Source organism: Jeotgalibaca ciconiae, from assembly GCF_003955755.1.
Taxonomy (GTDB): domain Bacteria; phylum Bacillota; class Bacilli; order Lactobacillales; family Aerococcaceae; genus Jeotgalibaca; species Jeotgalibaca ciconiae.
Genome location: NZ_CP034465.1, coordinates 2,634,954 through 2,660,601, shown reverse-complemented (window position 1 = coordinate 2,660,601; position 25,648 = coordinate 2,634,954). Strand labels below are relative to the sequence as shown.

Here is a 25,648-nt window from a genome sequence, read left to right as displayed (position 1 = left end):
TTTTTGCAAAAACCTTTCTTCTATTGTAGCAAATTTTCTTTCGAGATAGTTACCTCAAATGTATATTCTTGTACTTCTTTATCGATTTGAAGTAATTTTATTTCTTCTACATTTTCTAATGGTATTTTTGTAAGAAAAACGGTGATTAATTGATTTTCAGTATCAAGTTCAATTGGTAACTCGTTGCTAAATTGATTCAGCATAATATTCATCGTTTGTTTAATTGGCAAAGATAGATTTCCTAACTGGATCTCATTCACTTTTAATTGCAATTCTCCACCCTCAACCAAGAATGGTTCTGCTCCAATTGAATAGGATACAGGCATTCCAAGAATACTCAATTCTCCATCTAAAAAGATTGATTCTTCCACTCTGATTTGCCTGATCGTGTCTGTTTCGTTTGCAATCAAAGCTTCTTGTAATAAAGCTTCTACATCTTTATTCTCCAAAGTTATGATTGCTTTCACATTCTCACCAAGGTTACTAGGAGCCTGATCTTCATTCATGACCACTGGGTTTCTTGGTGTAAACAAAGCAAAATAAATACTAACGGCAACGATAATATTGAAAATAAATAAAATAAAAAAAGCCCACTTCCATTTCATTTGTGTTTCCCTCGATCGTTTTTCCAAAGACCATCTTCCTTTGCATTTTCTTAATTTCTTTGTGCTCTATATTTCCTAATTTTATCATGAATTATGCTATACTGTCATTAGAATGACTTGTTTATCTCGAAATAGTTAGATTTGAAGGAGGTTCAAGATGACAACTGAACTAGATACAAAGAAGCCCAAGGGTATTTTAATGGAAGTATTGAATGCCGTAACCCATGGGATCGGAACATTGTTAAGCATTGTCGCACTCGTTTTCCTGATTATGAAAGGATTGGATTCAAACGATACCGTTCATTTTACCGCCTATTTAATTTATGGTATTTCAATGATTCTTTTATTTCTATCCTCTACCCTTTACCACAGCTTTAGCTTTACGAAATATTACAAAATATTCCGTTATATTGACCATGCTGCCATTTATTTATTGATTGCTGGTTCTTATACTCCATTTTGTTTAATCGCTCTGGAAGGAAACCCTTCTAAAGTCCTTTTCATCACAATTTGGTCCATTGCAATTGTTGGGGTAGTTTTAAAAATATTTTTCGTGGGTAAATTTAACGGTATATCGACTATTCTTTATTTAGTAATGGGTTGGTTAGCAATTTTCTTGATTGGACCCATGTATAATCACTTAGGAACAAATGGATTGATTTTACTTGTCCTTGGCGGATTAAGTTATAGCTTGGGTACCATTTTTTATGCGAATAAAAAATATGGTATCATGCATGTAATCTGGCACTTGTTTGTGTTAGCTGGCGCAGCATTCCATTATTTTGCGATTTTATTATATGTCTAGAATCCCAAGACCAAAAAAACGTAGAGAGCACAGCGCTTTCTACGTTTTTTATTGTTTATTGATTTACAATGAGCTTCTAGTCATTCATTTTAATAAACTTTTGGAAAACATGTTTGTGTTGATTCTTCGCATCAACAATTCCCTCTTTTTCTTCAGCTAATCGCCATTCTTGCCAATTTACTTCTGGGAAAAAAGTATCTCCATCAAAGTTACCAGAAACTTTCGTTCTCCAGAGTACATCTGCAATTGGTAAAAACAAACGGTAAATCTCGCTGCCGCCAATTACATAGATATTTTCCCGCTTTGGAATCTGTTTTTTTAGCTCTTTTAAATCATGAACAACCGTCACATGATCGGCTTGATAATCTTCTTGCCTCGTAAGTATGATATTATTACGTTTTGGCAGAGGTCTTTTCCCCATACTCTCAAACGTTTTTCTTCCCATTACTACGGTATGTTCCGTTGTAGTATCTTTAAAGAACTTCATATCATTTGGCAATGACCATGGCAGGCCGCCGCCTTTTCCAATTGCACCTGTTTCATCTTCTGCCCAAATCAAAATAAACATGATTGTGACCCCTTTCTACACAGCTATTGGAGCTTTTATTCTTGGATGACTCTTATATCCCTTTACCACAATATCTTCTTTTTCCATTTCAAAAATAGATTTCTCAGGATGTTTTATTACTAATTCAGGAAGCTTATAGGGCTCTCTAGCTAGTTGTTCTTTTACTTGATCCATGTGATTCATATAGAGATGAGCATCTCCAAACGTATGGATAAATTCTCCAACATCCAGCCCAGTCTCATTTGCAATTAAATGAGTGAGAAGTGCGTAGCTGGCAATATTAAAAGGTACACCTAAAAATACATCTGCGCTTCTTTGATAAAGTTGACAGCTTAATTTTCCATCGGACACGTAAAACTGGAATAAAGAATGACAAGGAGGCAGCGCCATATTCGGAACATCTTCCGGGTTCCATGCAGAAACAATCATTCTTCTCGAATCAGGATTATTTTTTATCATATCAATAACGTCTTTAATTTGATCGATCGTTTCTCCTTGGCTCGTTTTCCAGCTACGCCATTGGGATCCGTAAATATTCCCTAATTCTCCGTACTTTTTTGAAAATTCTTCATCTTCCAAAATATTCTTTTGGAACTCTGCCATCTCTGCCTGATAAAGAAGATTAAATTCGTCATCTTCAAGGGACCGACGTCCAAAATCTGCCATATCAGGGCCGGAATATTCTTCTGATTTGATATATCGGCCAAAAGCCCATTCATCCCATATGTGATTATTATTTTCTAAAAGATAGCGTATATTTGTATCGCCTTTTAAAAACCAAAGTAGTTCACTTTTAATCAACCCAAAAGCTGTTTTTTTCGTTGTCAACAAAGGGAACCCCTCTTGAAGATTGAAGCGCATTTGATAACCAAAGATACTTTTTGTACCTGTCCCTGTGCGATCTTCCTTTGTAGTGCCTTCATCAAGAATTTTTTGTGCTAAACCTAAATACTGTCTTGTCATTTTTACCCACCTCAAGATTACACGATTACTCATCAATAAATTGACTTAAATACTCATAACGGTTCCAGTGATTCGTTAGTTTTTCTTCTGTTTTCTCTAATTCTTCTTGTAGTTCAGCCAACTTGGCATAATCACTTGTATGCTCTGTCATTTCATTTTTTAGGTGTTCTACTTCTTCTTCCACCAACATGATATCTTCCTCTATTGACTTCCATTCAATTTGCTCAGAATAGGTTAACTTCGTTTTTTCTTGTTTTTCTTTCGGCACATATTCAGAACTGACTTTTTTATTGACTGATGTAGATACTTCACTCTTTAATAAGTCACTTTCTAAATAATCACTCATATTTCCATAATATAATGCTGGCCCACTTGGATGATCTAAAACCAGTAACTTCTGAGAAACTTTATCCAGAAAATAGCGGTCATGAGAGACAACCAACACAGCACCTTGAAAAGTTGTTAAAAAATCTTCTAAAACTGTTAACGTATCAATATCCAAATCGTTCGTTGGTTCATCGAAAAGCAGAACATTCGGTTGATTCATTAGTATCTTTAATAAATAAAGACGTCTTTTCTCACCGCCGGAAAGAGTTCGAATCAGGCTGCCGTGCATTTCACGGGGAAACAAAAATGTTTCGAGTAATTCAGTCACACTTACTGTGATGCCATCTTTCCTTTTTGCTTCTTCTGCAATTTCTTGTAAATAATTAATCACACGTTTATCTTCTGGAAAAGGTTCCATAATTTGTCGATAATAACCGATTCGAACAGTTTCCCCTATAATAAAATTACCCGAGCTCGGCTGTATATCTCCAGCAAGCATTTTTAATAAGGTCGTTTTGCCGGAGCCATTTTTTCCTACAATTCCAATTCGATCGGTCGATTGAAAGATATGGTTAAAATGTTCTAAAATTGTTTTTCCACCAATTTCGAGAGTAACATTTTCTAAATTAAAAACTCTTTTACCCAAACGAGAACCCTCTAAAGCAATCTCTAACTGCGGTTCATCTCCAGAGCTCTGTTTTATATCTTGTTCCAAATTTTCAAAGCGATGGATGCGAGCTTGTTGTTTTGTCGTTCTTGCTTTAGCACCTTTTCTCATCCAGGCTAATTCATTTTTGTATAATTTCGCTTGTTTTTCATCCATCCGCTGTTGAATCGCTTCGCGTTCAGATTTTTGCTCTAAATAAGAAGCATAATTACCGGAATAACTTTCAATATTCCCATTTTTTAATTCCAACATATGATTAGTGACTCGCTCTAGAAAATAACGATCATGAGTAATCAATAATAAAGAACCTTTATATTGAGACAAATATTTTTCTAACCAGATAATTGCTTCAACATCTAAGTGGTTAGTAGGCTCATCCAACAATAATAAATTAGGCGCTTGAATCAGTACTTGCGCAAGACCAACACGCTTTCGCTGTCCGCCAGAAAGCTCTCCAATTTTTTTATCCAATTCATGGATCCCTAATTTATTCAAAATCGTTTTGAATTGAACTTCAGCTTGCCAAGCATCCTTTGCATTCATTTCCTGTTCTGCACGCGCGTATTCTTTTTGATGATGGGCACTCATACTATCTTCTGCCAATAAAGAAACTGCCTTTTCATAGTCTCGTACAACCCGTGCAATAGGTGCATCTCCTTCAAAAACTGCTTCAAAAACCGTATGTTCTTCCTTCATCTCCGGTTCTTGCGACAGGTAGCTAATTCGAAAGTCATTTGGCTTATCAACACTACCGGAATCGGCAACATCTTTTCCTGCCAAAATTTCCATTAAAGAACTCTTGCCGCTCCCATTAGGTCCAATCAAACCAACATATTCTCCTTCTCTAATCGTGAAAGAAACGTTGTTGAATAATTGTTTTACTCCATAAGTCTTGGATATTTCGATTGCTTTTAAATCTTTCATATTTCTTATAACCTCAGTTCCCATTTACATTCTAAGCTATTATAGCATAAGTTCCTACATAGCTGTGGTTAGAATAAGCCGGTAACTGTGCCATCTTCCAAAACATCCATATTTAAAGCGGCTGGTTTCTTAGGCAAGCCTGGCATCGTTAGGATATCCCCGGTTAATGCAACGATAAAGCCAGCACCGATTTTCGGCACAAATTCCCGAATTGTAATAGTAAAACCTTCTGGACGAGCCAATTTTTTCGGATCATCTGAAAGAGAATATTGCGTCTTTGCCATACATACAGGAAAATTCCCCCAGCCATTACGAGCAAACTGTCTCATTTGATTTTGAGCTTTATTCGTATATTGAACGTCCGAACCGCCATAAATTTCTTTCACAATCTTTGAAATTTTCTCTTGAATCGAGGTATCTTCTGCGATATAAAGTGGCTGAAACTGATTGCTTTGTTCACAAGCATCGACTACTGCTTCCGCAAGTTCTATTCCGCCATCAGGGCCATTCTCCCAAGTAGAAGCTAGTATACAAGGAATATTTATTTCATCACATAACCTCTGTAAAGCAGTAAGTTCAGCAGGCGTATCGTGAACAAACTGATTAATACCGACCACAACTGGAATTCCATAACGTTGCATATTTTCAATATGTTTTTGTAAGTTAACAAAACCAGCTTTAACTGCCTCTACATCCTCCACCTCTTTCAAACTAGCCATCTCTGCTCCGCCATGCATTTTCAACGAACGAATAGTTGCGACCATCACAACAGCGTCAGGTGTTTTTTCTAATACCGGTGTTTTAATATCTAAAAATTTCTCTGCTCCTAAGTCAGCACCAAATCCAGCTTCCGTTATTACATAATCTGCTAATTTTAAAGCTGTTTTAGTAGCTATCACGCTATTACATCCATGAGCAATATTGGCAAAAGGACCACCATGTACAAATGCTGGAGTGTGATACAAAGTTTGTACCAAGTTAGGTTCCAGAGCGTCTTTTAATAATAACGTCAGTGCTCCTTCCATCTGAAGATCCCGAACAGTTACCGGCTTGCGGTTCATATTATAACCAATTACGATATCTCCTAATCGTTTCTTCAAGTTTTCTAAGGAGGTTGCTAAGCATAAGATTGCCATAATTTCACTCGCTACCGTTATATCGAATCCATCTTCTCGAGGAACACCATTTGTCGCTCCTCCTAAGCCGATAACAATATTTCGTAATGCGCGGTCATTAATATCTAAAACTCTTTTCCAAGTAATTCGACGGGGATCGATATTTAATTCATTGCCTTGTTGAATATGGTTATCAATAAACGCTGCAAGAGCATTATTGGTTGTCGTAATGGCATGCATGTCACCAGTAAAATGCAGATTGATTTCTTCCATAGGTTGAACTTGTGCATATCCGCCGCCTGCGGCTCCACCTTTCATACCCATTGTTGGTCCCATCGATGGTTCTCTTAAAGCAATCATTGTTTTTTTACCAATTTTTGAAAGGGCGTCACCCAAGCCAACAGTCATGGTTGATTTTCCTTCACCAGCTGGCGTTGGGCTAATAGCAGTAACTAAAATTAATTTTCCATCTGATTCATTTTTTAAAGAATCAATTTTATTCCAATCCAGCTTTGCCTTGTACTTTCCATATTGCTTCAAATCATCCTCCACAAGACCCAATGTTTCTGCTACATTTACAATTGGCAGCATTTCATTCTCTTGTGCTATTTGAATATCATTTTTCAATCGATTCAACCCCATTCCAAGTGTTTTATCTATTTTACCAAATATTTCGCGTAAAAAAATAGATATAGTATCTTTTTCGATAAGATCATATATCTATTTTTTCTTGCAGCCTTTTCCTGCTTTTTAATTTATTCTGTTAAACCAATATCTCGTCGATAAAATGTATCGGGAATACTTACTTTTTCAATCATTTTATAAACGCTGTCCCGGCAATCAGAGAGTGAGCGCCCTTTGGCTGTCATCATTAATATGCGACCGCCATCAGAAACAAATTGTTTAGAATCTTCTCTTTTCACCCCAGAAAAACAAATTGACTCTACAGGACAAGTATCTAATAATTTGATTGGCATGCCTATCTGGTAACTTTCTGGATAGCCGTTTGCCGCGATAACCACTCCTAAACCATAATCGAGAGAATGATTTACACTTATATCTTGTTTTTCTAAATGAGCATGAGTTAATTCATAAAAATCAGTTTCAAGGAGAGGCAATAAAATTTGTGTCTCAGGATCTCCGAAACGTGTATTAAATTCGATTACATAGAGCCCTTTTTCGGTCTGCATAAGCCCAGCATACAGCACACCAGTAAAAGGAGTATTTTCTTCTATCATTTTCTGTATGACTGGCTGAATTATCGTGGTATGAATTTCGTCGATGAGATTTTCATCTACCCAGTCAACCGGCGCATATGCTCCCATTCCACCCGTGTTTAAGCCTTCATCGTTATCAAATGCTCTCTTGTAATCACAAGCAGTCCCAATAGAAATAATATGTTCTTCATTCACCAGACAGAAATAAGAGAATTCCTTACCGGTTAGAAACTCTTCTATGATGACGGAAGACTCTTGTTCAATCATCAGTTTCTCTAAGGCCTGCTCTGCCTCTGCCCGTGTAGTGGCTATTATAACACCTTTCCCTTGTGCCAAACCGTCTTCTTTTAGAACAACTGGTAAAGCGTGCTCAGATAAATAACGAGAAGCTTCTTGAAATTGAGTAGGATCGAATGATTGATAAGCAGCTGTTTGAACACCTGCTCGATTCATAATCCCTTTCGCAAACCCTTTTGAAGCTTCTAATTGGGATGCTTGTTTTGTTGGACCAATAATTTTTAATCCTTCTTTACGAAATTTATCTACGATTCCTGAGTTTAAAGGGATTTCCGGTCCTACAAAAGTTATCTGGATCTCGTTCTCTTTCACAAAAGCACATAATGATTCAAAATCTTCTATTCCAATATCTACACAATCAATCGCTGCAGATGAATCCCGCTCTGGTTGTATCATAGCAGGATTTCCTGGAGCTACCCATACATGACTTACATGGTCGCTAGCGGCGTATTGTTTCGCAAGAGCATGCTCTCTGCCACCGGAACCAATGATTAAAATTTGCGTTGTGATCAAGCTGTCTTCCCCCTACGATTAATGTTTGAAGTGACGAATACCTGTTTTAACCATGCTCATACCCAGCTCATTGCAGGCAGCAATAGAATCTTTATCTTTTAAAGAACCAGCTGGTTGTATAATAGAAGATACACCGTATTCATGAGCCAATTTAACTGTATCATCCATCGGGAAGAAAGCATCACTCGCCATGATCAATAAAGAATCTTTCATGTCCTTTGTTGCATTTTTTGCTTGTTCCAAAGCAATTTTCGCAGCGCCTACCCGATTCATTTGTCCCGAACCAATACCTAATGTACGATACTCATTGCTGATGACAATGGCGTTACTTTTGACATGCTTACATACGCGCATTCCAAAGCTCAGTGCTTGTTTTTCTTTCTCAGTTGGAACTAATTCTGTCATCGTTTCCCATTCTGAAGGATTTGTTAATTCACTAGAACAATCAACATTTTGTACCAGTAATCCGCCCGAGACAGACGCATACTCCATTTCAGGTCGGTTATCTTTTTCTGAGAAATGAACAGTCATTAAGCGGATATTTTTCTTCTTAGCAAGCAATTGAAAGGCATCTTCCTCAAATGATGGAGCAATAACAATTTCAAGAAAAATATCATGTAATTTTTCAGCTAGGGCGAGCGTTACCGGTCGATTCAGAACGACGATGCCGCCAAAAATTGAGATAGGATCTGCTTCGAAACAATGGTTAAATGCTTGTTCAATGGTTGATCCGATTGCTACACCACAGGGATTTAAATGTTTTACTGCAACTGCACAAGGTTCAGGGAACTCGCCAATGATTTGTAAAGCTGCATTTGCATCTTTGATATTGTTATAGGATAGTTCTTTTCCATGAAGCTGTACAGCGTTCGCTAAAGAATATTCTGGTGCGTCTAACTTTGTATAGAAATCAGCAGCTTGATGACTGTTTTCGCCATATCGCAAGCTTTGGCTATGTTCATAAGTAAGTGTGATATGCGGCCAATCATTACTTTTTTCTGCCTCTATGTTATCAAACTGTTGTGTTAAATACTCTGCAATCAGTGAATCGTAATAAGCAGTTAACTGGAAAACCTTTTTTGCAAGATATTGTCTAAATTGCAAAGTAGTTTCATTGTTATTTGTTAATTGTTCAATTAGCAGAGGGTAATCTCTTGGATCTGTCACAACTGTAACCGATTGATAGTTTTTAGCAGCGCTTCGCAGCATGCTGGGTCCACCAATATCGATGTTTTCAATCGCATCTAGCAAGCTTGTATTGGGATGCTGAATGGTTTCTTTGAATGGGTATAAATTCACTACCACTACGTCTATTGGGACGATGCCATGATCGCTCATGGCTTTTTTGTGCTCTTCATTTTTACGTACACCTAACAAGCCGCCATGAATTTTAGGATGCAAGGTCTTTACTCGACCATCCATCATTTCTGGAAATTCTGTTACAGTTTCAACTGCTAGAACAGGGATATTTGCTTCTTCTAATGCCTTTAAGGTCCCTCCAGTACTCAACAAGGTTAAGCCTGACTGAATAAGTGCTTCAGCAACTTTTTCGATATCTGTTTTATCGGATACACTAATTAATGCATAGCGGTCTGTCATGAATTGAATCGCTCCTTTTGAATGACTTCTTGAATCACTTTTGGATAGAGTTGATGCTCTATTTGATGAATCTTTCTTTCGAGTGTTGGCAAATCCCAATTTCGCTCAATCGATAACTTTTCTTGAGCGATAATCGGGCCTGTATCAATCCCACGATCCACGTAATGGACCGTAACACCCGTTTCTTTTACTTTTGCTTCAAATACATCTACTATACTCTGTTTTCCTGGAAAATCAGGCAATAAAGATGGATGAATATTTATAATGCGTCGAGGATATCGTTTTAATATCGGCTCGCTTATAATCCTCATAAACCCTGCCAAGATAATCCAATCTACTTTTTGTTCCTCCAGAAAAGATAAAATTAGCTCTTCCCATTTATTTCTACTTGCACACTGACGCGGAGAACAGACAAAATAGGGAATTTCGTATTTTTTTGCTCGCTCAATGACGTATGCATGTGGATTGTCAGAAAAAACACACGCAACGGATGCATCAATCCTGCCTTCTATTATAGCTTGAATAATTGATTCCACGTTGGAGCCATTTCCTGATGCGAATAAAGCTAGTCTCATCTTATCTGGACTCCTTTATACTCAATATAACGGATTGTTCCGTCGTCTTGTTATTAATTGAACCGATCACTACTGCATCAGCAATATGGTCTAGGACACTTTCTACTTGCTCAGGAGCTACTGCGGCTACCATTCCGATTCCCATATTGAAAGTATGATACATTTCTTCCTCATCAACTTCTCCAAGTGCTTGAATCATAGCAAATATCTCAGGCTTATGCCAAGAGTCTGTATCCACTTGAGCTTGCAGTTTTGTTTCGTCGAACATACGCGGTAAGTTTTCATAAAAACCTCCGCCCGTAATATGAGCCAAGCCTTTTACTGCACCTGCTTTTATTAATGGCAGTAGTTCATTTACATAAATTCGAGTAGGAGTTAATAATTCATCTATTAGTGTACGTTTATTGGCTAATACTGTTTCGAATGGCCAATCATGATCTTTAAAGAATACTTTACGGACTAAAGAGAATCCATTTGAATGAAGTCCCGAACTTGGAATTCCTATAAGAACGTCGCCTTTTTCGATGTTATGAGAATCAAGTAACTGCGCACGGTCCACAATACCAACACAAAAACCTGCTAAATCGAATTCCTCTGCTGAATATACATCAGGCATTTCGGCAGTTTCGCCCCCTATAAGAGCTGCTCCAGCATCAACACATCCTTGAGCAACACCAGAAACGATTTGCTCAATAGTTTCTGGATCATTTTTGCCAACAGCTAAATAATCTAAGAAAAACAGCGGTTCTGCTCCTTGAGCAAGAACATCATTCACGCACATTGCTACACAGTCAATGCCAATCGTATCGAATTTTTGAGACTGTTGTGCTAAAACAATTTTTGTTCCCACTCCGTCTGTTCCAGAAACTAGAACGGGATGCGTTCCGGAGCGAGCATGTTTCGACAAGTCAAATAAACCACCGAATCCGCCTAATTGAGACAGCACCTCCGGACGATCGGTACGTTGAATATGTTTTTTCATTCGTTCAACAGCTTCATATCCTTTTTCAATTTGAACGCCCGCTGCTTCGTACGCTGAATGTTTGCGATTACTCATCAACGTTTTCTCCTCTCAAGATTCTTTTTTGAATATCTGTTAATTGAAGTTCTAATCCTGTTTTGTAATCTCCAAGCGGCGCCGGGTATTCTCCTGTAAATGCACTGATACATAACCCTTTGTGAGGCGCGTCAAAATTTACACCAATACTTTTAATCGTACCATCGACGGATAAAAACTCTAAACTATCCGATCCAAGATAGGTACACATTTCTTTAATAGTAAAATTAGCAGCCAGTAATTCAGAACTCGTGCTCATATCAATTCCATAGTAGTTTGGAAAGCGGAAAGGCGGGCTGGAAATACGAACGTGTACTTCCCGCGCTCCCGCTTCTCTCAGTAAAAGGATCAGACGTTTCATTGTTGTTCCTCTGACAATAGAATCATCTACCAATACAATTGATTTCCCTTCTACAACTCCTACAACAGCAGATAATTTTTTTCTAACTCCCTGCTCGCGCAGTTCTTGCGTCGGTTCAATAAAAGTACGGGCCACATATTGATTCTTTACCAATCCCATTTCGTAGGGAATACCACTCTGTTCTGCATATCCAGTTGCGGCAGATAAAGATGAATTGGGAACACCGATTACCATATCAACACTTGCTGGAGATGGCTTTTCAATCGCGAGTTGTCTTCCCATTGCTTTACGAGCACTATGGACGTTAATACTTGCTATATCTGAATCAGGCCGAGCAAAATAAATATATTCCATCGCTTCAATTGCAACCATGGTTTCATTTGTGTAGGGACGAATATCAATGCCATCATCATTAATAATGGCATAATGACCAGCATGTATATTTTGAACAAACTCAGCACCTACTACATGCAGGGCGCAAGTTTCACTGGTCAATATATAAGCCCCGTTCTTCATTTTCCCAATGACTAAAGGACGGAAGCTATTGGGGTCAACCGCTCCGATTAGCGCTTCTTTCGTTAAGACAACATAATTAAATCCACCTTGAATCTTTCGCAATGAGTCTTCTAATTTTTCATAAAATGATTTCTCTTTACTGTGGCGGATTAGATGAACAAGCACCTCAGAATCAGAGGAGGAATTAAAAACTGCTCCCGCTACTTCTAATTCCTTCCGCAAACTTTTAGCATTTGTTATATTTCCGTTGTGTGCTAAAGCTATGTCTTGGTCATAAAAATGAAATAAAAAAGGTTGAAAGTTATTTAAGTTATCGTGACTTCCGTTCGTCGCATAACGTACATGACCGATTGAACGATCGCCTTCCAAAGACTCTAAATCGATTGGATTATCGAATACTTGGCTTAGCAAACCAATTCCACGGAAATTTCGTAATCCGTTCTTATCACCACAAGTGATTCCAGCTCCTGCTTGTCCACGATGCTGCAAAGCATGTAAGCCGAAAAAGGCGACACGATTTGCCTGAGGGTGATTCCATACTCCAAACACCCCGCACTCTTCATTCAATGTGCGTACTGTTTTCTCATCCCATTCCATACTGACAAGGTCTTCTTTTCCTTCCCGATAAAAGTTAGGAGTTTGAAATATTTCAGTCTGAATACCAAGCGGAGAAGAACCTGTACTACTCTTTTGTAAATCTAAGCGTTCAAAAGACATGGAATAACCTCTTTCCATTTTGACTCGATTACTTCACGATTAAATGAAATAGTTGCTTCATCTGTAGTCACTGTTATCTCACCAGAACTCGTTACTTCGCCGAGTAATTTTACTGACAAATTCGCAAAATCCTCTGAAACATATTGTTCAAATTTCGTTTGGTTTTCTTTCTTGACTGAAATAACAAAACGAGATTGTGTTTCACTGAATAACTGTCCGTTTGTTAAAGAGGTTTTCACTTTAAAACCAAATGGAGTTGAAAACACAGATTCCATCAGTCCGGCAGCTAATCCCCCTTCCGATAAATCATGAGCACTTTCCAAAAAGCCATCTTCATTAGCATGTTGAACAAATTTCTGGTTTTGGTACTCTTCTTCTATGTCAAAAGCAATAGTTCCTGAAATACTTTTTTGTTGTACTTTTTGAATAAGTGAGCCAGAAAAATCATTTCTTGTTTCCCCAACAACATAAATGAGATCCTCCGCCTGCTTGAATGTCTGCGTTAAGATATTTTTTACATCCTTAATTAGCCCGATCATCCCGATAGTGGGAGTAGGATAAATGGCACCATTTGCATTCTCATTATAAAGAGAAACATTTCCAGAAATAACAGGAGCATCAAATCGTTCACAAGCAACAGAAATTCCTTTAGCAGATTCTTGTAGTTCATAAAATATTTCAGGATTTTCAGGATTTCCAAAATTTAAGCAATCGGTAATCGCCAATGGATACCCACCAGATGCAACAATATTACGTGCTGCTTCTGCTACTGCAATCTGACCACCTGCAAATGGATCTAGATAAATATAACGGGCATTACAATCAGCAGTCATTGCTAAAGCTTTTTTCGTTCCTCTGATTCGAATGACAGCAGCATCACTCCCCGGCCCAACAACCGTATTTGTGCGCACCATGGAATCATATGTTTGATAGATCGGTTCTTTACTTGCCAAATCGGGTGTCGTTAATAAGTCAAACAATGTTTTTTTCAAATCATTTACTACTGGAATAAACGCTTCTTCTCGTTCAAATTGGACGATACGTTCTGGCTTTATTGCTTCATTCTGGTATACAGGTGCATCTTCCGCAAGTGAATCGACGGGCACATCTGCAACAAGTTCTCCGTGCTGAAACACACGATATTGATTACCTTCTGTTACTTCTCCCACTACGACCGCATCTAAGTCATAACGAGCAAACAGGCTTTCTACTTCTTTTTCATATCCCTTTTCCACACATAAAAGCATTCTTTCTTGTGACTCCGATAATAGAATTTCGTATGGTGTCATTTCTGTTTCTCGCTGCGGAACTTTATCTAGATTGATCGATACTCCTGTTCCAGCTTTCGAAGCCATCTCCGAACTTGATGAAACAAGTCCAGCCGCTCCCATATCCTGGATTCCGACTAAATGATCACTTAATTCTTTGATTAATTCCAGACAAGCTTCCATTAATAATTTTTCCATAAAGGGATCGCCTACTTGGATCGCCGAACGTTGACTGGTATTTTCATCGCTGAATTCCTCACTTGCAAAGGTTGCTCCGTGAATACCATCCCGACCTGTTTTAGCACCGACATACATAATCGAATTTCCTACACCAGTCGCTTGTCCTTTTTGAATATCCTCGTGATTGATTAATCCTACACACATAGCATTTACTAAGGGGTTCCCTTCATAAGAAGCATCAAATTTCGTTTCGCCTCCTACTGTTGGAATGCCGATACAATTTCCGTAACCGCCAATCCCTTCCACAACTCCAGAGAAAATGGTTCTCGTGCGTGCATCCGTTAACTCGCCAAATCGCAATGAGTCTAACATCGCAATCGGTCGCGCTCCCATGCTAAAGATATCACGGATGATTCCTCCAACACCTGTAGCAGCTCCTTCATAAGGTTCTACCGCTGAAGGATGATTGTGGCTCTCCATTTTAAATACGACTGCTTGATTATCGCCAATATCAACAATTCCAGCACCTTCACCAGGACCTTGCAATACTTGCTTTCCTTCAGTGAAAAATGTTTTGAGAACTGGTTTTGAATTTTTATAAGAGCAATGTTCACTCCACATAACAGAATAAAGACCAGTCTCCGTATAATTTGGAGTACGCCCCAATATTTTTTCAATTAACTCAAACTCTGAATCTTTCAAACCCCATTGACGGAAAATGCCAGAATCTTTCACTTCCTCTGGCTTCATTGCTTGTAAAAGCATAATAATCCCCTTTCGTTTTCAGCTTTTTTATTGTTTTACGAGACTCTGTGCGAGTGACTGGAATAGTTTCAATCCATCTTTAAATCCTAGTATTTCTTCGACTGCACGTTCCGGATGAGGCATCATTCCTAAAACATTTCCAGCTTTGTTCGTGATACCAGCAATGTTTGCTAGACTGCCATTTGGATTATCATCGGACGCATAACGAAAAACAATTTGATTATTTGCTTCTAATTCTGCCAACGTTTCTTCATCACAATAATAATTTCCTTCTGCATGTGCGATTGGTAAAACAATTTCTTCTTTCTCATCATAAAAACGAGAGAAAATAGTCTGATTATTCTCTACAATTACTTTTTGAGCTTTACATGCGAATTTTAAATCGATATTCGAATGAAGAGATCCGGGTAACAATCCTGCTTCTGTTAGTATTTGGAATCCGTTACACGTTCCAAATACAGGTACACCTTGTTCGGCTTTTTCAATGATGGTATCCATTATAGGAGCGAACCGCGCAATTGCACCACAACGTAAATAGTCGCCATAAGAAAAACCACCTGGAATTAAAATAGCATCATAGTCGTCCAATGTTGTTTCACGATAATCTACATATTCAACTTCTTCTTTTAAAACAGAATGAATGGCTTCATATAAATCAACATCACAATTTGATCCTGGGAAAACAATTACTGCAAATTTCATGCTATGCCTCCTCAATTTCGTATCGATAGGATTCCATAATGACATTCGCCAATAACTGATCAGAAATTGATTCAATGATCTTTTCAACTTGGCTCAAATCTGATTCATTTACCTCAATTTCAAAATATTTACCCATTCGAACCGACTCTACTGATTGATAATCTAATTGATGGATTGCTTTTTTTACTGCTTCTCCTTTTGGATCTAAAATTGACTCTTTATACGTTATAAATACTTTTGCTAAAAACATGATTTCACTCCTTATTTGTATTGACCATTTACTATTTGATTCTTACCATTCTAAATTACCATTTCCCAGCAACAAACTCAACCATTTTAAGAACATTTATTTTATTTTAAATATAATTATTCGTATTTTGCCCGAAATATCTCATTTATCTATTTCCCACACTATAACATGTACCTAAAATGCGAACATTAAAACGAACGTTCGTAAAAAAGAGACTAGCGAAATTGCTAGTCTCTTTTGATTCATTCATTTGAATTTTCTAAGTTTTTTCGAAGAGAGTCATATTTTTCAAAGTAATTATCTACGAATGTCAGATGACCCATTTTCCGATTTTTCTTCGCTTCTCCTTTTTGGTACAAGTGGACAACTGCTTCTGGATATTTTTCCCATATATGAGAAACATGTTTAACATCTTGTCCCAGTATATTGAACATGAGCGCTGGTTTCAAAAGCTTTATTGGACTGAGTTTGTGCCCAGAAACAGCGAGGATATGTTGGTCGAATTGAGATACATTACATGCTTCAATTGTATAGTGGCCTGAATTGTGTGGTCGAGGGGCTACTTCATTTACCACTACTTCACCCTTTGATAAAAGAAAGAATTCAATGCCCAAAACTCCTATTAAATTTGCTTTTTTCGCAATCTTTTTCGCAATCTTTTGAATTTTTTCTTCAGCCGTAGAGGACAACTCAGCAGGTACTTGACTTGAAAATAGAATTCCTTTTCGATGAATATTTCTGCTGATCGGAAATGTTTCAATCGTTCCATATTGATCTCTTGCTACCATGACTGAGACCTCTTTATCAAATGCACAATAGCCTTCTAAAATACAAGCTGACTGTAACATCTGTGCTAATGAGTCCCTATCATCTGATAATTGCTCTTGATTGTATATAACGATTTGGCCCTTTCCATCATACCCAAAGCGGGTTGTTTTTAATATAGCAGGAAAGCCAGACTCAATTAATGCAGCCTCTAAATCTTCAAAGGAACGAATTTCCCAAAAAGGCGCCGTCGCGACACTCATTTCATTTAACCATTTTTTTTCTAGTACTCGATCTTGAGACGTTAGTAATAAATCGGTCCCTTGCGGAAGATTCACTTCCGAGTGAAGTGTTTTTAGAATCTGAGCATTGATATTCTCAAATTCATATGTCACGACATCTACTTTTTTTGAAAAATCTATTAGCGACTCTTCGTCATCAAAGCTGCCAACTTGGTGCCAATTGGAAACAGGAAAAGCACAGGCTTTAGGGTTCGGATCGTAGGTGGCAATTCGATAACCCATCTTTTGAGCAGATTGAGCAAGCATTTTCCCTAATTGACCCGCCCCAATGATTCCAATCGTTGCATCTGGCTGAAGAGGCATCATCATTCTAATTCCTCCGTACTCTTTTTTGCATATTCTGTTTGAATATTTTGAAAATCGATTAAGTTCCGTAAAATGGCAGAATCATGAACCGCTAATAACCGAGCAGCAAACAAAGCTGCATTTTTAGCTCCTGCGGCTCCAATTGCCATTGTTGCAACCGGAACTCCGCCCGGCATTTGAACGATTGACAAAAGAGAATCAACTCCATTTAACGTACTTGATTTAATTGGTACACCAATAACGGGAAGAGTCGTTTTTGATGCAATCATCCCTGGCAGGTGAGCTGCTCCTCCTGCTCCTGCAATAATTACTTCATATCCATTCGATACAGCTGTTTCTGAAAATCGAAACATTTCATCAGGCATACGATGGGCAGAAACAACTTCCTTTGTATAAGGAATCTTTAATCCTTCTAATAATTGTGCGCATTCTTTCATTTGAGTCCAATCTGATTTACTCCCCATAACAATGGCAACTTTCGGTCGAAGATTGGATGGTTGATTCGTCGATGACATTAAAAACAGCCTCCTTTTAACTGTCACAATAGCATATTTTTATTTTTTTATCCAGGAAAAAATGCAAACTTAATCGATAACAAAAACTGAAAATGTTCGTCTTTAATTGAAAAACTCCTCTTTTATAGACAAAAAAACCCTAATATGAACGAAAAAAAACCAACATTCATATCAGGATTTAATTTACCTTTTCTGTTTTTTTCTTTTGACAAACTAGTAAAATATTTAGTGCTATTTATCAAACTACTTTACTTTCTATAACAATTTTCGATACAGCTGAATAATTTCTTCTACAGTAGTGTCCCTTGGATTACCACCTGTACAAACATCTGCGAAAGCATCTGCTGCGATTTGATCAATATCCTCTTCTTTAAAGCCAACTTCTGTTAACGAACGCGGAATCCCCACATCCAGACTCAATTGCCGAACAGAATCAATAGCCGCTTCCCTTGCTTCTTCAAGAGTCATCTCTTCTACATTGGATATTCCCATTGCTACTGCGATATCTCGGTATTTTTCACTTGTGTATTCTTTGTTATAATCCATTACGACCGGTAACAAGATTGCGTTTGCCACTCCATGAGGTGTGTCATACCAAGCTCCTAAAGGATGAGCCATTCCATGAACCAAACCAAGCCCGACATTAGAAAATCCCATACCCGCTATATACTGGCCTAACGCCATCTCTTCTCTAGCAGATAAATCACCCTCCACTGATGACTTTAGAGAACGGCCAATAATTTCAATCGCTTTAATGTGGAACATGTCAGACATTTCCCAAGCACCTTTGGTAATATACCCTTCAATCGCATGGGTTAACGCATCCATACCAGTCGCTGCCGCTAAACCTTTTGGCATTCCCGCCATCATCTCACTATCAATAAAGGCAACAGCAGGAATGTCATGAACATCCACACAAACAAATTTTCTCTTCTTCACTTCATCCGTTATCACATAATTAATCGTTACTTCTGCTGCTGTTCCAGAAGTAGTTGGTACAGCAAAAATTGGTACACTAGGATTTTTTGTTGGAGCTACTCCTTCTAGACTAACGATATCTGAGAACTGTGGATTAGCGATGACAATACCGATTGCTTTCGCGCTGTCAATCGGAGAACCCCCTCCAATAGCCAAAAGATAATCTGCTCCAGAGTTTTTAAAAGCTTCTATCCCTTCTTTAATGATTGAAACAGTTGGATTCGGTACGGTTTTATCGAATACTTCATATGATAAATTCTTTTCTTTCATCAAATTTGTAACCTTTTCAACTAACCCTGCTTGCACAAGCCCCTTATCCGTCACAATAAATGCTTTCTTAAATTGGCGAGCTGCCACTTCTTCCGGGATATGCTTAATCGCACCTGCCCCAAAGTAAGACGTTTCATTTAAAACAATTCTGTTTGTCATGTTAAAATCTCCTTTTCTTGTATATAAATTCACAATATATGTTGGAGAAAAGCTTACTGTTGATTTAAACAGTAAGTTTTCTTTAACAACTATTTTCGCTTATTCAAAACTTCTTCTTCATATTTTTGAGCTTCTTTTAACCAGTCCAGACCCACTGGAACCTGATTTATTTCACAATAATAGTTCCATACATCCGCAAAAGGAAAGTCTTTCAACTCTTCCGTTAATGCCAAACGAGTTGTGAAATCTCCTTCTAATTCTATTTTTTTCAAATAATCCGTTGGTTCAAGCATGGCTTTAAGAATTGCCTTAATCGTATTTCTCGTACCAATCGCCCAAGCTGCTACTCGATTAATGGTTGCATCAAAGAAGTCCAATCCAATATGAGTTTTTCCTAATAAATCATTACGAACGAGTTCGCGTCCAATTTCTTGTAATTCATCATCCATAATCACTACATGATCTGAATCCCAGCGAACCGGACGAGAAACATGCAGTAAGATTCCTTCACTGAATAAGGCTATGGAGGATAGTTTGTTCGAAATCACTTCTGTTGGATGGAAATGCCCCGCATCCATACAAATTAGCTTATTGCGCGTTAGACCATATCCCATATAGAATTCGTGGGAGCCAACAGTATAAGCTTCGGCACCAATACCAAATAATTTACTTTCTACCGCATCGAGGGTATATTCAGGATTGATTTCCTCACTGAATATTTCATCTAAAGATTCCATCAAACGTTGGCGTGGTAAATAACGGTCAATCGGGTTGTCTTTATAACCATCTGGAACCCAGAAGTTGTTTACGGCAACTTGCCCTAATTCTTTTCCAAAGTATTCTGCAATCCTTCTCGTGCGTTTTCCATGTTCAATCCAGAACTCTCGTACTTCTTTATCAGGTGATGCCAGTGTAAATCCATCTTTATACATAGGATGCGAAAAGAACGTTGGATTAAAATCAAGACCTAAATCTTGTTCCTTTGCCCATGATACCCATTTTTCAAAATGCTTCGGTTCAATTTCGTTTAAATCTACATCCTCATCCGTATCGAGATAAATGGCATGTAAATTCAATTTGTGTTTTCCAGGAATCAAAGAATAAGCCTTCTCCAAATCTTGACGCAGTTCTTCCGGCGTGCGAGCTTTACCAGGATGATTTCCGGTAACCGTAATTCCTCCTGAAACTTCATCATCACTTAAAAATCCAGCGATATCATCTCCCTGCCATACATGCATCGAGATCTTCACTTCTTCAAGACGCTTCAATACTTCATCAGTATTTACGCCTAATTCTGCATATTTTTCTTTTGCTTCTAGATATTTTTTTTCAACTGTTGACATATTATACCTCCTCGATAAATTGTTTATATTTTTCTAATATCGTTTCATCATTTCTTTCAGGTTTATGAACGGTAAATTCAAAAGAGTTTTTAATTAATTTTCGAGCAGCAGGTATATCTGTTACTTCTTCACTAGCGATCATCTGCATTACAATATTTCCGATTGCAGTCGCTTCGCTTGGACCCGCTTCAACAATGGTGCCAGTGAGATTTGCTGTAAGTTGGTTTAGGAATTGGTTGTTAGATCCTCCCCCAACGATATGCAATCTTTTAATTTTCTGATCTGTTCCGCTCAATTTCGTTAATTTTTCTAATTCAAGTGCATAACAAAGTGCCAAATTATCATAAATACAGCGAGCAATTTCACCAGCAGTTTTTGGAACGATTTGATTTGTTATTTTGCAATATTCTTGTATCTCTTCAATCATATTTACAGGGTTCAGAAAGCGTCCATCATTCACATCGATAAATTGCTGGTAAGGAACTGCCTGACTAGCAAGATCTGCTAATTCCGGATAGCTGTGTGTATAATTTTGACTGCGGGCAACTTCTTGAATTAACCACATTCCCATAATATTTTTTAGAAAACGGATTGAATTATGAGCGCCCCATTCGTTTGTGTAATTAGCTAAGAAAGCATCTTGGTGAACATTGATCACATTTGTCTCAACACCTAACAAAGACCATGTCCCACTACTAATATAAGCCCAATTGCTGCTTTCGCCAGGAGTACCTAAAACAGCTGAAGCTGTATCATGACTCGCAACAGAAACAAAAGTTGCATCTGGTAAATCAAATTCAGGAAATTTATCCTTTTGCATTTGACCAAGAATCGTTCCAGCATCTACTAATGGCGGGAATAAGTTTTCCGTCACTCCTATAAGCTTTAGTAAATCAGCATCCCAATGTTTTGTATTTGCATTTAATAACTGCATGGTTGAAGCATTTGTTTTCTCTGTTACCATTTTTCCTGTAAATACATAGCCCAAGTAATCAGGTATCAGCAGTAACTTATCGGCTTGATCTAATACTTGCCTTTCTTCTACAAAAAGCTGGAAGATCGTATTGAAAGGTTGAATCTGGACGCCCGTCTTTTCATAAAGTTTCTCTAACGATATTTTCTTTGATAGATTCGTAACCGCGTTATTTGTACGGCTATCTCGATAAGAAATAGGTTCTCCGATTCTTTCACCAGAATTGTTGACAAGACAATAATCGACCGCCCACGTATCGATTCCTACATGACAAGAAGTAATTCCTCTGTTCTTTACTTTCTCTAATCCTACAAGGATTTCTTGAATCAGGTAGTCGATTTCCCAACAGTCATATCGACCTTTTTTGCTAAAGCCATTTTTAAAACGATGAATTTCTTCCATCATTATTTTATTTTCTTCATTAATGGAACTTATAATAAGACGCCCACTGGAAGCACCAATATCAATGGCAATATATGTATTCATAGCACATCCCTTTCACTTTGTTGTTGGATAACTGTTATCGTTTACATATATAATATACAGAAATTGAACCCGTTTTACATCAGACAATTTTGGTGTATAATTGCACTATCTTGGTTAAAAGGAGGAAGATAAGAAATGAAGTATTGGGAAAAAGGAAATCATACGTGGAGCAATGATTCTCTCAGACAGATTCGCACGCCTACTCAAAAAAGCCAAGAATTATTTTATTACATTCAAGAGATTGGTTACTTTAAAGCAAATAAACCCTACTATACGGAAAGGGAGAATCTTCCCTCCTATTTAATGAAATTCACTTTGTCAGGAGAAGGTCAATTAACTTATCAAAATAAAGTCCATAGAATAAGAGCAGGTGATGTATTTTTTATTGATTGCCAAGAATACCAGCTTTACGAAACGATTAGTGAGGAACCTTGGGAAATGGATTGGATCCATATTAACGGAGCAAATATACATGCATTCTATAATGAGTATTCTAAGAACAAATCCCCTATTTTTCACGTTGATCAAACAAATTTAAAAACGAACCCTATACATTTAATCATCACTCAATTATTACAGTTAACAACAGAATCAGACGCTCGAACAGATTTTCAATGCTCCGTGTTGATACACGAACTATTAAATCAGCTATTAATTCAGAAATTCGAATTAGATTTTGAAGATGCAGAAATACCAAAATATATTCTAGAGGTCAAGACACTGCTAGATAACCAATTCAAGGAGAATATTTCTTTAGAGGATTTAGAAAATAGATTTCATCTTAATAAGTTTCAGATCGTTAAAGACTTTTCAAAATTTATTGGAACACCACCCATTGATTATCAAATTAACCAAAAAATTTCTTATGCAAAAGACTTGTTACGATACTCAAATTTATCAATTAAAGAAATTTCCTTAGAAATCGGATTAGAAAATTTTGCCTATTTCAGTAGATTATTTAAGAAAAGAACCGGGTTATCACCAAGCGTATATCGGAGGATTGGGTAGAAAAAAACAGGTCTTAAAATCATTGGTTAGATTTTAAGACCTGTTTTGGATTTTTTATAGACTAGGGGATTATAAGTTCAGCCATCAATGTCTAGCTCCCAAGTCCTGGCCTACTGAAAAAAAGATAAATTTGCCCCATTGCGCGCTTCGCTGCTCATTCAGGGACAAATTTCCTATTTTTTCATAGGCCAAGGCGGACTTGTCCGCTTTTCTTATTCAGTTGTTTGTTCAACCGGAGTTTTTGTCTCTACAACATTTGAAATCGGTGTAACAAACTTGTTTGATTCTAACGTTTCATTAAGATCAGCAATCTTAGATCCTACATTACTATTTCCAACATAAGAATTAATTAATTCAGACATATCTAATCCAAGTGTTTCTTTTAAACTTTCTTGAATACCAGCCAGCGTTTTTGTTGTATATCCGCTGACTTGCGATACACCGTTGCCTTCGCCACCATCAATAATCGTAATTTTGTCAATATTACTAATTGGTTCTGCAGCGTACTTAACAATTTCTGGATATACTTTTAGTAACTCTAACATAATTGCTTGCTGACCGTATTCTTTATAAGCTTCCGCTAATTTCTTAGCTGCTTCCGCTTTTGCTCTACCGACTTCTGAAATGTTCAATGACTCAGCTTCCGCCTTTGCTTTACCAACCTTAGCAATACTTTCTGCTTCGGCCTGAGCGTTTAATTCCAATTCTCTTGCGGCAGCTTCTGCATCCAGTATACGTCTTTGTTTATCAGCTTCCGCTTTTTGAACATCCGCATACCGTTTTGCATCAGCAGATTTCTCAACTTCAGCTTCTAATTTTTTCGCTGCCAAGAAAACTTCTTCTGTTTCAATTTCAATTTGCTTTCTTCGATCGACTAATTCAATCTCTTTTTGCTTTTCCACTAATTGTTTTTGTAATTCTGCATCTTGTAATTGATAAGCTTTATCAGCAATGGCTTGTTGAACATCTTGTTCTTTCTTATATTCAGCTAGTTTTAATTGTTTATCTTTTTCAGATAAAGCAATCTCTCCTGCACGTCTATTTTCTGCTTCTCGTGCTTGTTTCATTGCATCTGCTTTTTGAATAATCGTCGTTTTTTCTGCTTCAGCTTCTGCAATTTCTGCATTTTTCTTCACCTCTGCAATTTGAGGACGCCCTAAACTTTCTAAATAACCGTTCGAATCACCTACATCTTTAATTGTAAAGGAAACAATCTTCAATCCCATTTTTTCTAAGTCATGGGAAGCAACTTGTTGTACCTGTGCTCCAAATTCATCACGCTCACGATAAATTTCTTCAACGGTCAAACTACCGAGAATCGCACGCAAATGTCCTTCAAGAACTTCTTGTGCTTCCTCTTCCAGTTCATTTGTTTCCTTTCCTAAATACTGTTCTGCCGCAGTAGCGATTTCTTCTACAGAAGAACCAATTTTAATAATAACTGTACCAGTTGCAGATATTGGAACACCTTGTTTCGTGTAAACTTCACTTGCTCCAACCTCTAGCTTACTAGACATTAACGATAATCTTTTTCCTTGTTGAAAAATAGGCCATAAAAATGTTCCACCGCCCCGAACGATTTTCATTTTGTTATTTTCTTTATCGGTAAACACGTTGTTTCCCTTTCCTAAGAAACTACCACTTACGATTAAAGCTGTATCAGGCGATACAGTAACATAACGACCAATAATTGCTACTAAAAATACAATAACAACTGCAGCTAAACCTATCCAAATTAAATATTCTTCCATTCACTATCAACCTTCTTTTCTTTTATTTTTATTTTCCCCAATGGCTTTCCAAAGGGGGGAGGAAAGCTTTTTCTTCGTATGGCGCCACAAAAACGATAGATTCTTGAATATCCATTACTCGAATCATTTGTCCATTGGCAATCTGAATAATTCCATCATTTTCTTGATGATAAATTTTAGCAGTCATAGGAACGTTTCCGAAAACAGTATACAAAACTACTTCCCCTAGTCCCTCTTTCGTAATCGTTACCGTAACTTTTCCTCGTTCACCAATATAATCTTTTCTAGATAACAGAGCATTCGTCTCTGCTTTCTCCTGAAATGGTACAAAAACAAAAAGCTTAATGAGTATAATCACGATTGAAACACCTAAAAATATACCCGTTAATAAGAACTTATTCTGCTCCATTCCTTCGTCCATCTTAGTCATGATTAAACCAACAAAGAAAAGACTAATAAACACATCGCAGATATCGTAAAACTCCAAGCTGATGACATCTTTGATGGGAATCAAAATAATTGCTCCTGCAGTTCCGATTAACATTAAAAGATTTGGCAATGTCATTGATTCAATGAATGCTTGCAAAATTCCTCACCACCTCTTTTTAGCTAAGTTGAAAAACAACATTAATCAAATTAATTATAATACTTTTACATTGATCTGTAAATAAAAAATAGAACTATCTTTTCTAAGTAGACGGAAATTTTTTATCAGGGAAAAGAGAGAATTTCACCACCCCCTATCCTTGATAAACAGTAGTTATCAAGGATAGGGGGCGGAAAAGAAGAAGGTTTTACCTG

Annotated in this window: 22 protein-coding genes; 2 read left to right on the top strand and 20 right to left on the bottom strand. The window is 37.4% G+C overall.

Annotated elements, in window-relative coordinates; translation table 11 throughout:
- Nucleotides 1-20: 20 nt before the first annotated feature.
- The gene (locus EJN90_RS12315; protein ID WP_126111682.1) at nt 21-605 is read right to left on the bottom strand and encodes a DUF2140 family protein; all 585 of its coding nucleotides are present in this window, start codon (nt 603-605) and stop codon (nt 21-23) included.
- Nucleotides 606-762: 157 nt separating this feature from the next.
- Here EJN90_RS12315 and trhA point away from each other — a divergent pair, with 157 nt between their 5' ends.
- Nucleotides 763-1,410, top strand: coding sequence for a PAQR family membrane homeostasis protein TrhA (gene trhA / locus EJN90_RS12310; RefSeq protein WP_126111680.1), 648 nt, complete (start codon nt 763-765; stop codon nt 1,408-1,410).
- 76 nt (nt 1,411-1,486) lie between these two features.
- On the opposite strand, the gene EJN90_RS12305 is transcribed toward trhA, so the two are convergent.
- The 17 genes from EJN90_RS12305 to rhaB form a co-directional block, all read right to left on the bottom strand.
- Entirely contained in the window at nt 1,487-1,978 is a 492-nt protein-coding gene (locus EJN90_RS12305) for a dihydrofolate reductase (RefSeq protein WP_126111678.1), read from the bottom strand.
- 15 nt (nt 1,979-1,993) lie between these two features.
- Nucleotides 1,994-2,941 (bottom strand): thymidylate synthase, encoded by a 948-nt coding sequence (locus EJN90_RS12300; protein WP_126111676.1) that lies wholly within the window; start codon nt 2,939-2,941, stop codon nt 1,994-1,996.
- A 25-nt stretch (nt 2,942-2,966) separates the two neighbouring features.
- A complete protein-coding gene (locus EJN90_RS12295) occupies nt 2,967-4,859 on the bottom strand; it encodes an ABC-F family ATP-binding cassette domain-containing protein (protein WP_126111674.1) in 1,893 nt (630 codons plus the stop codon).
- 68 nt (nt 4,860-4,927) lie between these two features.
- The gene (locus EJN90_RS12290; RefSeq protein WP_126111672.1) at nt 4,928-6,601 is read right to left on the bottom strand and encodes a formate--tetrahydrofolate ligase; all 1,674 of its coding nucleotides are present in this window, start codon (nt 6,599-6,601) and stop codon (nt 4,928-4,930) included.
- A 128-nt stretch (nt 6,602-6,729) separates the two neighbouring features.
- Nucleotides 6,730-8,001, bottom strand: coding sequence for a phosphoribosylamine--glycine ligase (purD, locus tag EJN90_RS12285; RefSeq protein ID WP_126111670.1), 1,272 nt, complete (start codon nt 7,999-8,001; stop codon nt 6,730-6,732).
- A gap of 18 nt (nt 8,002-8,019) precedes the next feature.
- Nucleotides 8,020-9,600: a bifunctional phosphoribosylaminoimidazolecarboxamide formyltransferase/IMP cyclohydrolase gene (gene purH, locus EJN90_RS12280; RefSeq protein ID WP_126111668.1), complete on the bottom strand. Its 1,581-nt coding sequence runs from the start codon at nt 9,598-9,600 to the stop codon at nt 8,020-8,022.
- The gene (gene purN / locus EJN90_RS12275; protein ID WP_126111666.1) at nt 9,597-10,175 is read right to left on the bottom strand and encodes a phosphoribosylglycinamide formyltransferase; all 579 of its coding nucleotides are present in this window, start codon (nt 10,173-10,175) and stop codon (nt 9,597-9,599) included. Before purN ends, purH begins: the two co-directional genes overlap by 4 nt.
- 1 nt (nt 10,176) lies before the next feature.
- Nucleotides 10,177-11,232 (bottom strand): phosphoribosylformylglycinamidine cyclo-ligase, encoded by a 1,056-nt coding sequence (purM, locus tag EJN90_RS12270; RefSeq protein ID WP_126111664.1) that lies wholly within the window; start codon nt 11,230-11,232, stop codon nt 10,177-10,179.
- Nucleotides 11,225-12,706, bottom strand: coding sequence for an amidophosphoribosyltransferase (purF, locus tag EJN90_RS12265; protein ID WP_126112470.1), 1,482 nt, complete (start codon nt 12,704-12,706; stop codon nt 11,225-11,227). The genes purM and purF overlap by 8 nt, the downstream gene beginning before the upstream one ends.
- A 101-nt stretch (nt 12,707-12,807) precedes the next feature.
- Complete coding sequence (gene purL / locus EJN90_RS12260; protein ID WP_126111662.1) at nt 12,808-15,039, bottom strand: phosphoribosylformylglycinamidine synthase subunit PurL; 2,232 nt, start codon at nt 15,037-15,039, stop codon at nt 12,808-12,810.
- A gap of 27 nt (nt 15,040-15,066) precedes the next feature.
- Entirely contained in the window at nt 15,067-15,741 is a 675-nt protein-coding gene (gene purQ, locus EJN90_RS12255) for a phosphoribosylformylglycinamidine synthase subunit PurQ (RefSeq protein ID WP_126111660.1), read from the bottom strand.
- Nucleotide 15,742: 1 nt separating this feature from the next.
- On the bottom strand, nt 15,743-15,991 hold the full coding sequence (gene purS, locus EJN90_RS12250) for a phosphoribosylformylglycinamidine synthase subunit PurS (RefSeq protein ID WP_126111657.1): 249 nt from the start codon (nt 15,989-15,991) through the stop codon (nt 15,743-15,745).
- 242 nt (nt 15,992-16,233) lie between these two features.
- Nucleotides 16,234-17,367, bottom strand: coding sequence for a 5-(carboxyamino)imidazole ribonucleotide synthase (gene purK, locus EJN90_RS12245; RefSeq protein ID WP_227872514.1), 1,134 nt, complete (start codon nt 17,365-17,367; stop codon nt 16,234-16,236).
- Entirely contained in the window at nt 17,364-17,879 is a 516-nt protein-coding gene (gene purE / locus EJN90_RS12240) for a 5-(carboxyamino)imidazole ribonucleotide mutase (RefSeq protein WP_126111653.1), read from the bottom strand. The genes purK and purE overlap by 4 nt, the downstream gene beginning before the upstream one ends.
- A gap of 255 nt (nt 17,880-18,134) precedes the next feature.
- Nucleotides 18,135-19,286 (bottom strand): lactaldehyde reductase, encoded by a 1,152-nt coding sequence (gene fucO, locus EJN90_RS12235; protein ID WP_126111652.1) that lies wholly within the window; start codon nt 19,284-19,286, stop codon nt 18,135-18,137.
- 89 nt (nt 19,287-19,375) lie between these two features.
- Nucleotides 19,376-20,629 (bottom strand): L-rhamnose isomerase, encoded by a 1,254-nt coding sequence (gene rhaA, locus EJN90_RS12230; protein ID WP_126111650.1) that lies wholly within the window; start codon nt 20,627-20,629, stop codon nt 19,376-19,378.
- Between the two features lies 1 nt (nt 20,630).
- Nucleotides 20,631-22,088, bottom strand: a complete 1,458-nt coding sequence (rhaB, locus tag EJN90_RS12225; protein ID WP_126111647.1) for a rhamnulokinase — start codon at nt 22,086-22,088, stop codon at nt 20,631-20,633.
- Between the two features lie 135 nt (nt 22,089-22,223).
- Between rhaB and EJN90_RS12220 the strand changes: the two genes are divergently transcribed.
- On the top strand, nt 22,224-23,096 hold the full coding sequence (locus EJN90_RS12220) for an AraC family transcriptional regulator (RefSeq protein ID WP_126111646.1): 873 nt from the start codon (nt 22,224-22,226) through the stop codon (nt 23,094-23,096).
- A gap of 212 nt (nt 23,097-23,308) precedes the next feature.
- On the opposite strand, the gene EJN90_RS12215 is transcribed toward EJN90_RS12220, so the two are convergent.
- Both EJN90_RS12215 and EJN90_RS12210 read right to left on the bottom strand, forming a co-directional pair.
- A complete protein-coding gene (locus EJN90_RS12215) occupies nt 23,309-24,847 on the bottom strand; it encodes a flotillin family protein (RefSeq protein ID WP_126111644.1) in 1,539 nt (512 codons plus the stop codon).
- Between the two features lie 28 nt (nt 24,848-24,875).
- Nucleotides 24,876-25,433, bottom strand: a complete 558-nt coding sequence (locus tag EJN90_RS12210) for an NfeD family protein (protein WP_126111642.1) — start codon at nt 25,431-25,433, stop codon at nt 24,876-24,878.
- Between the last annotated feature and the right edge of the window lie 215 nt (nt 25,434-25,648).

Excerpts from the sequence above, each read along its gene's own strand:
- EJN90_RS12315 (WP_126111682.1), bottom strand. The coding sequence starts at position 605 with ATGAAATGGAAGTGGGCTTTTTTTATTTTATTTATTTTCAATATTATC.
- trhA (WP_126111680.1), top strand. The coding sequence starts at position 763 with ATGACAACTGAACTAGATACAAAGAAGCCCAAGGGTATTTTAATGGAA.
- EJN90_RS12305 (WP_126111678.1), bottom strand. The coding sequence starts at position 1,978 with ATGTTTATTTTGATTTGGGCAGAAGATGAAACAGGTGCAATTGGAAAA.
- EJN90_RS12300 (WP_126111676.1), bottom strand. The coding sequence starts at position 2,941 with ATGACAAGACAGTATTTAGGTTTAGCACAAAAAATTCTTGATGAAGGC.
- EJN90_RS12295 (WP_126111674.1), bottom strand. The coding sequence starts at position 4,859 with ATGAAAGATTTAAAAGCAATCGAAATATCCAAGACTTATGGAGTAAAA.
- purH (WP_126111668.1), bottom strand. The coding sequence starts at position 9,600 with ATGACAGACCGCTATGCATTAATTAGTGTATCCGATAAAACAGATATC.
- purN (WP_126111666.1), bottom strand. The coding sequence starts at position 10,175 with ATGAGACTAGCTTTATTCGCATCAGGAAATGGCTCCAACGTGGAATCA.
- purM (WP_126111664.1), bottom strand. The coding sequence starts at position 11,232 with ATGAGTAATCGCAAACATTCAGCGTACGAAGCAGCGGGCGTTCAAATT.
- purF (WP_126112470.1), bottom strand. The coding sequence starts at position 12,706 with ATGGAATGGGATGAGAAAACAGTACGCACATTGAATGAAGAGTGCGGG.
- purL (WP_126111662.1), bottom strand. The coding sequence starts at position 15,039 with ATGCTTTTACAAGCAATGAAGCCAGAGGAAGTGAAAGATTCTGGCATT.
- purQ (WP_126111660.1), bottom strand. The coding sequence starts at position 15,741 with ATGAAATTTGCAGTAATTGTTTTCCCAGGATCAAATTGTGATGTTGAT.
- purS (WP_126111657.1), bottom strand. The coding sequence starts at position 15,991 with ATGTTTTTAGCAAAAGTATTTATAACGTATAAAGAGTCAATTTTAGAT.
- purK (WP_227872514.1), bottom strand. The coding sequence starts at position 17,367 with ATGATGATGCCTCTTCAGCCAGATGCAACGATTGGAATCATTGGGGCG.
- purE (WP_126111653.1), bottom strand. The coding sequence starts at position 17,879 with ATGTCATCGACGAATCAACCATCCAATCTTCGACCGAAAGTTGCCATT.
- fucO (WP_126111652.1), bottom strand. The coding sequence starts at position 19,286 with ATGACAAACAGAATTGTTTTAAATGAAACGTCTTACTTTGGGGCAGGT.
- rhaA (WP_126111650.1), bottom strand. The coding sequence starts at position 20,629 with ATGTCAACAGTTGAAAAAAAATATCTAGAAGCAAAAGAAAAATATGCA.
- rhaB (WP_126111647.1), bottom strand. The coding sequence starts at position 22,088 with ATGAATACATATATTGCCATTGATATTGGTGCTTCCAGTGGGCGTCTT.
- EJN90_RS12220 (WP_126111646.1), top strand. The coding sequence starts at position 22,224 with ATGAAGTATTGGGAAAAAGGAAATCATACGTGGAGCAATGATTCTCTC.
- EJN90_RS12215 (WP_126111644.1), bottom strand. The coding sequence starts at position 24,847 with ATGGAAGAATATTTAATTTGGATAGGTTTAGCTGCAGTTGTTATTGTA.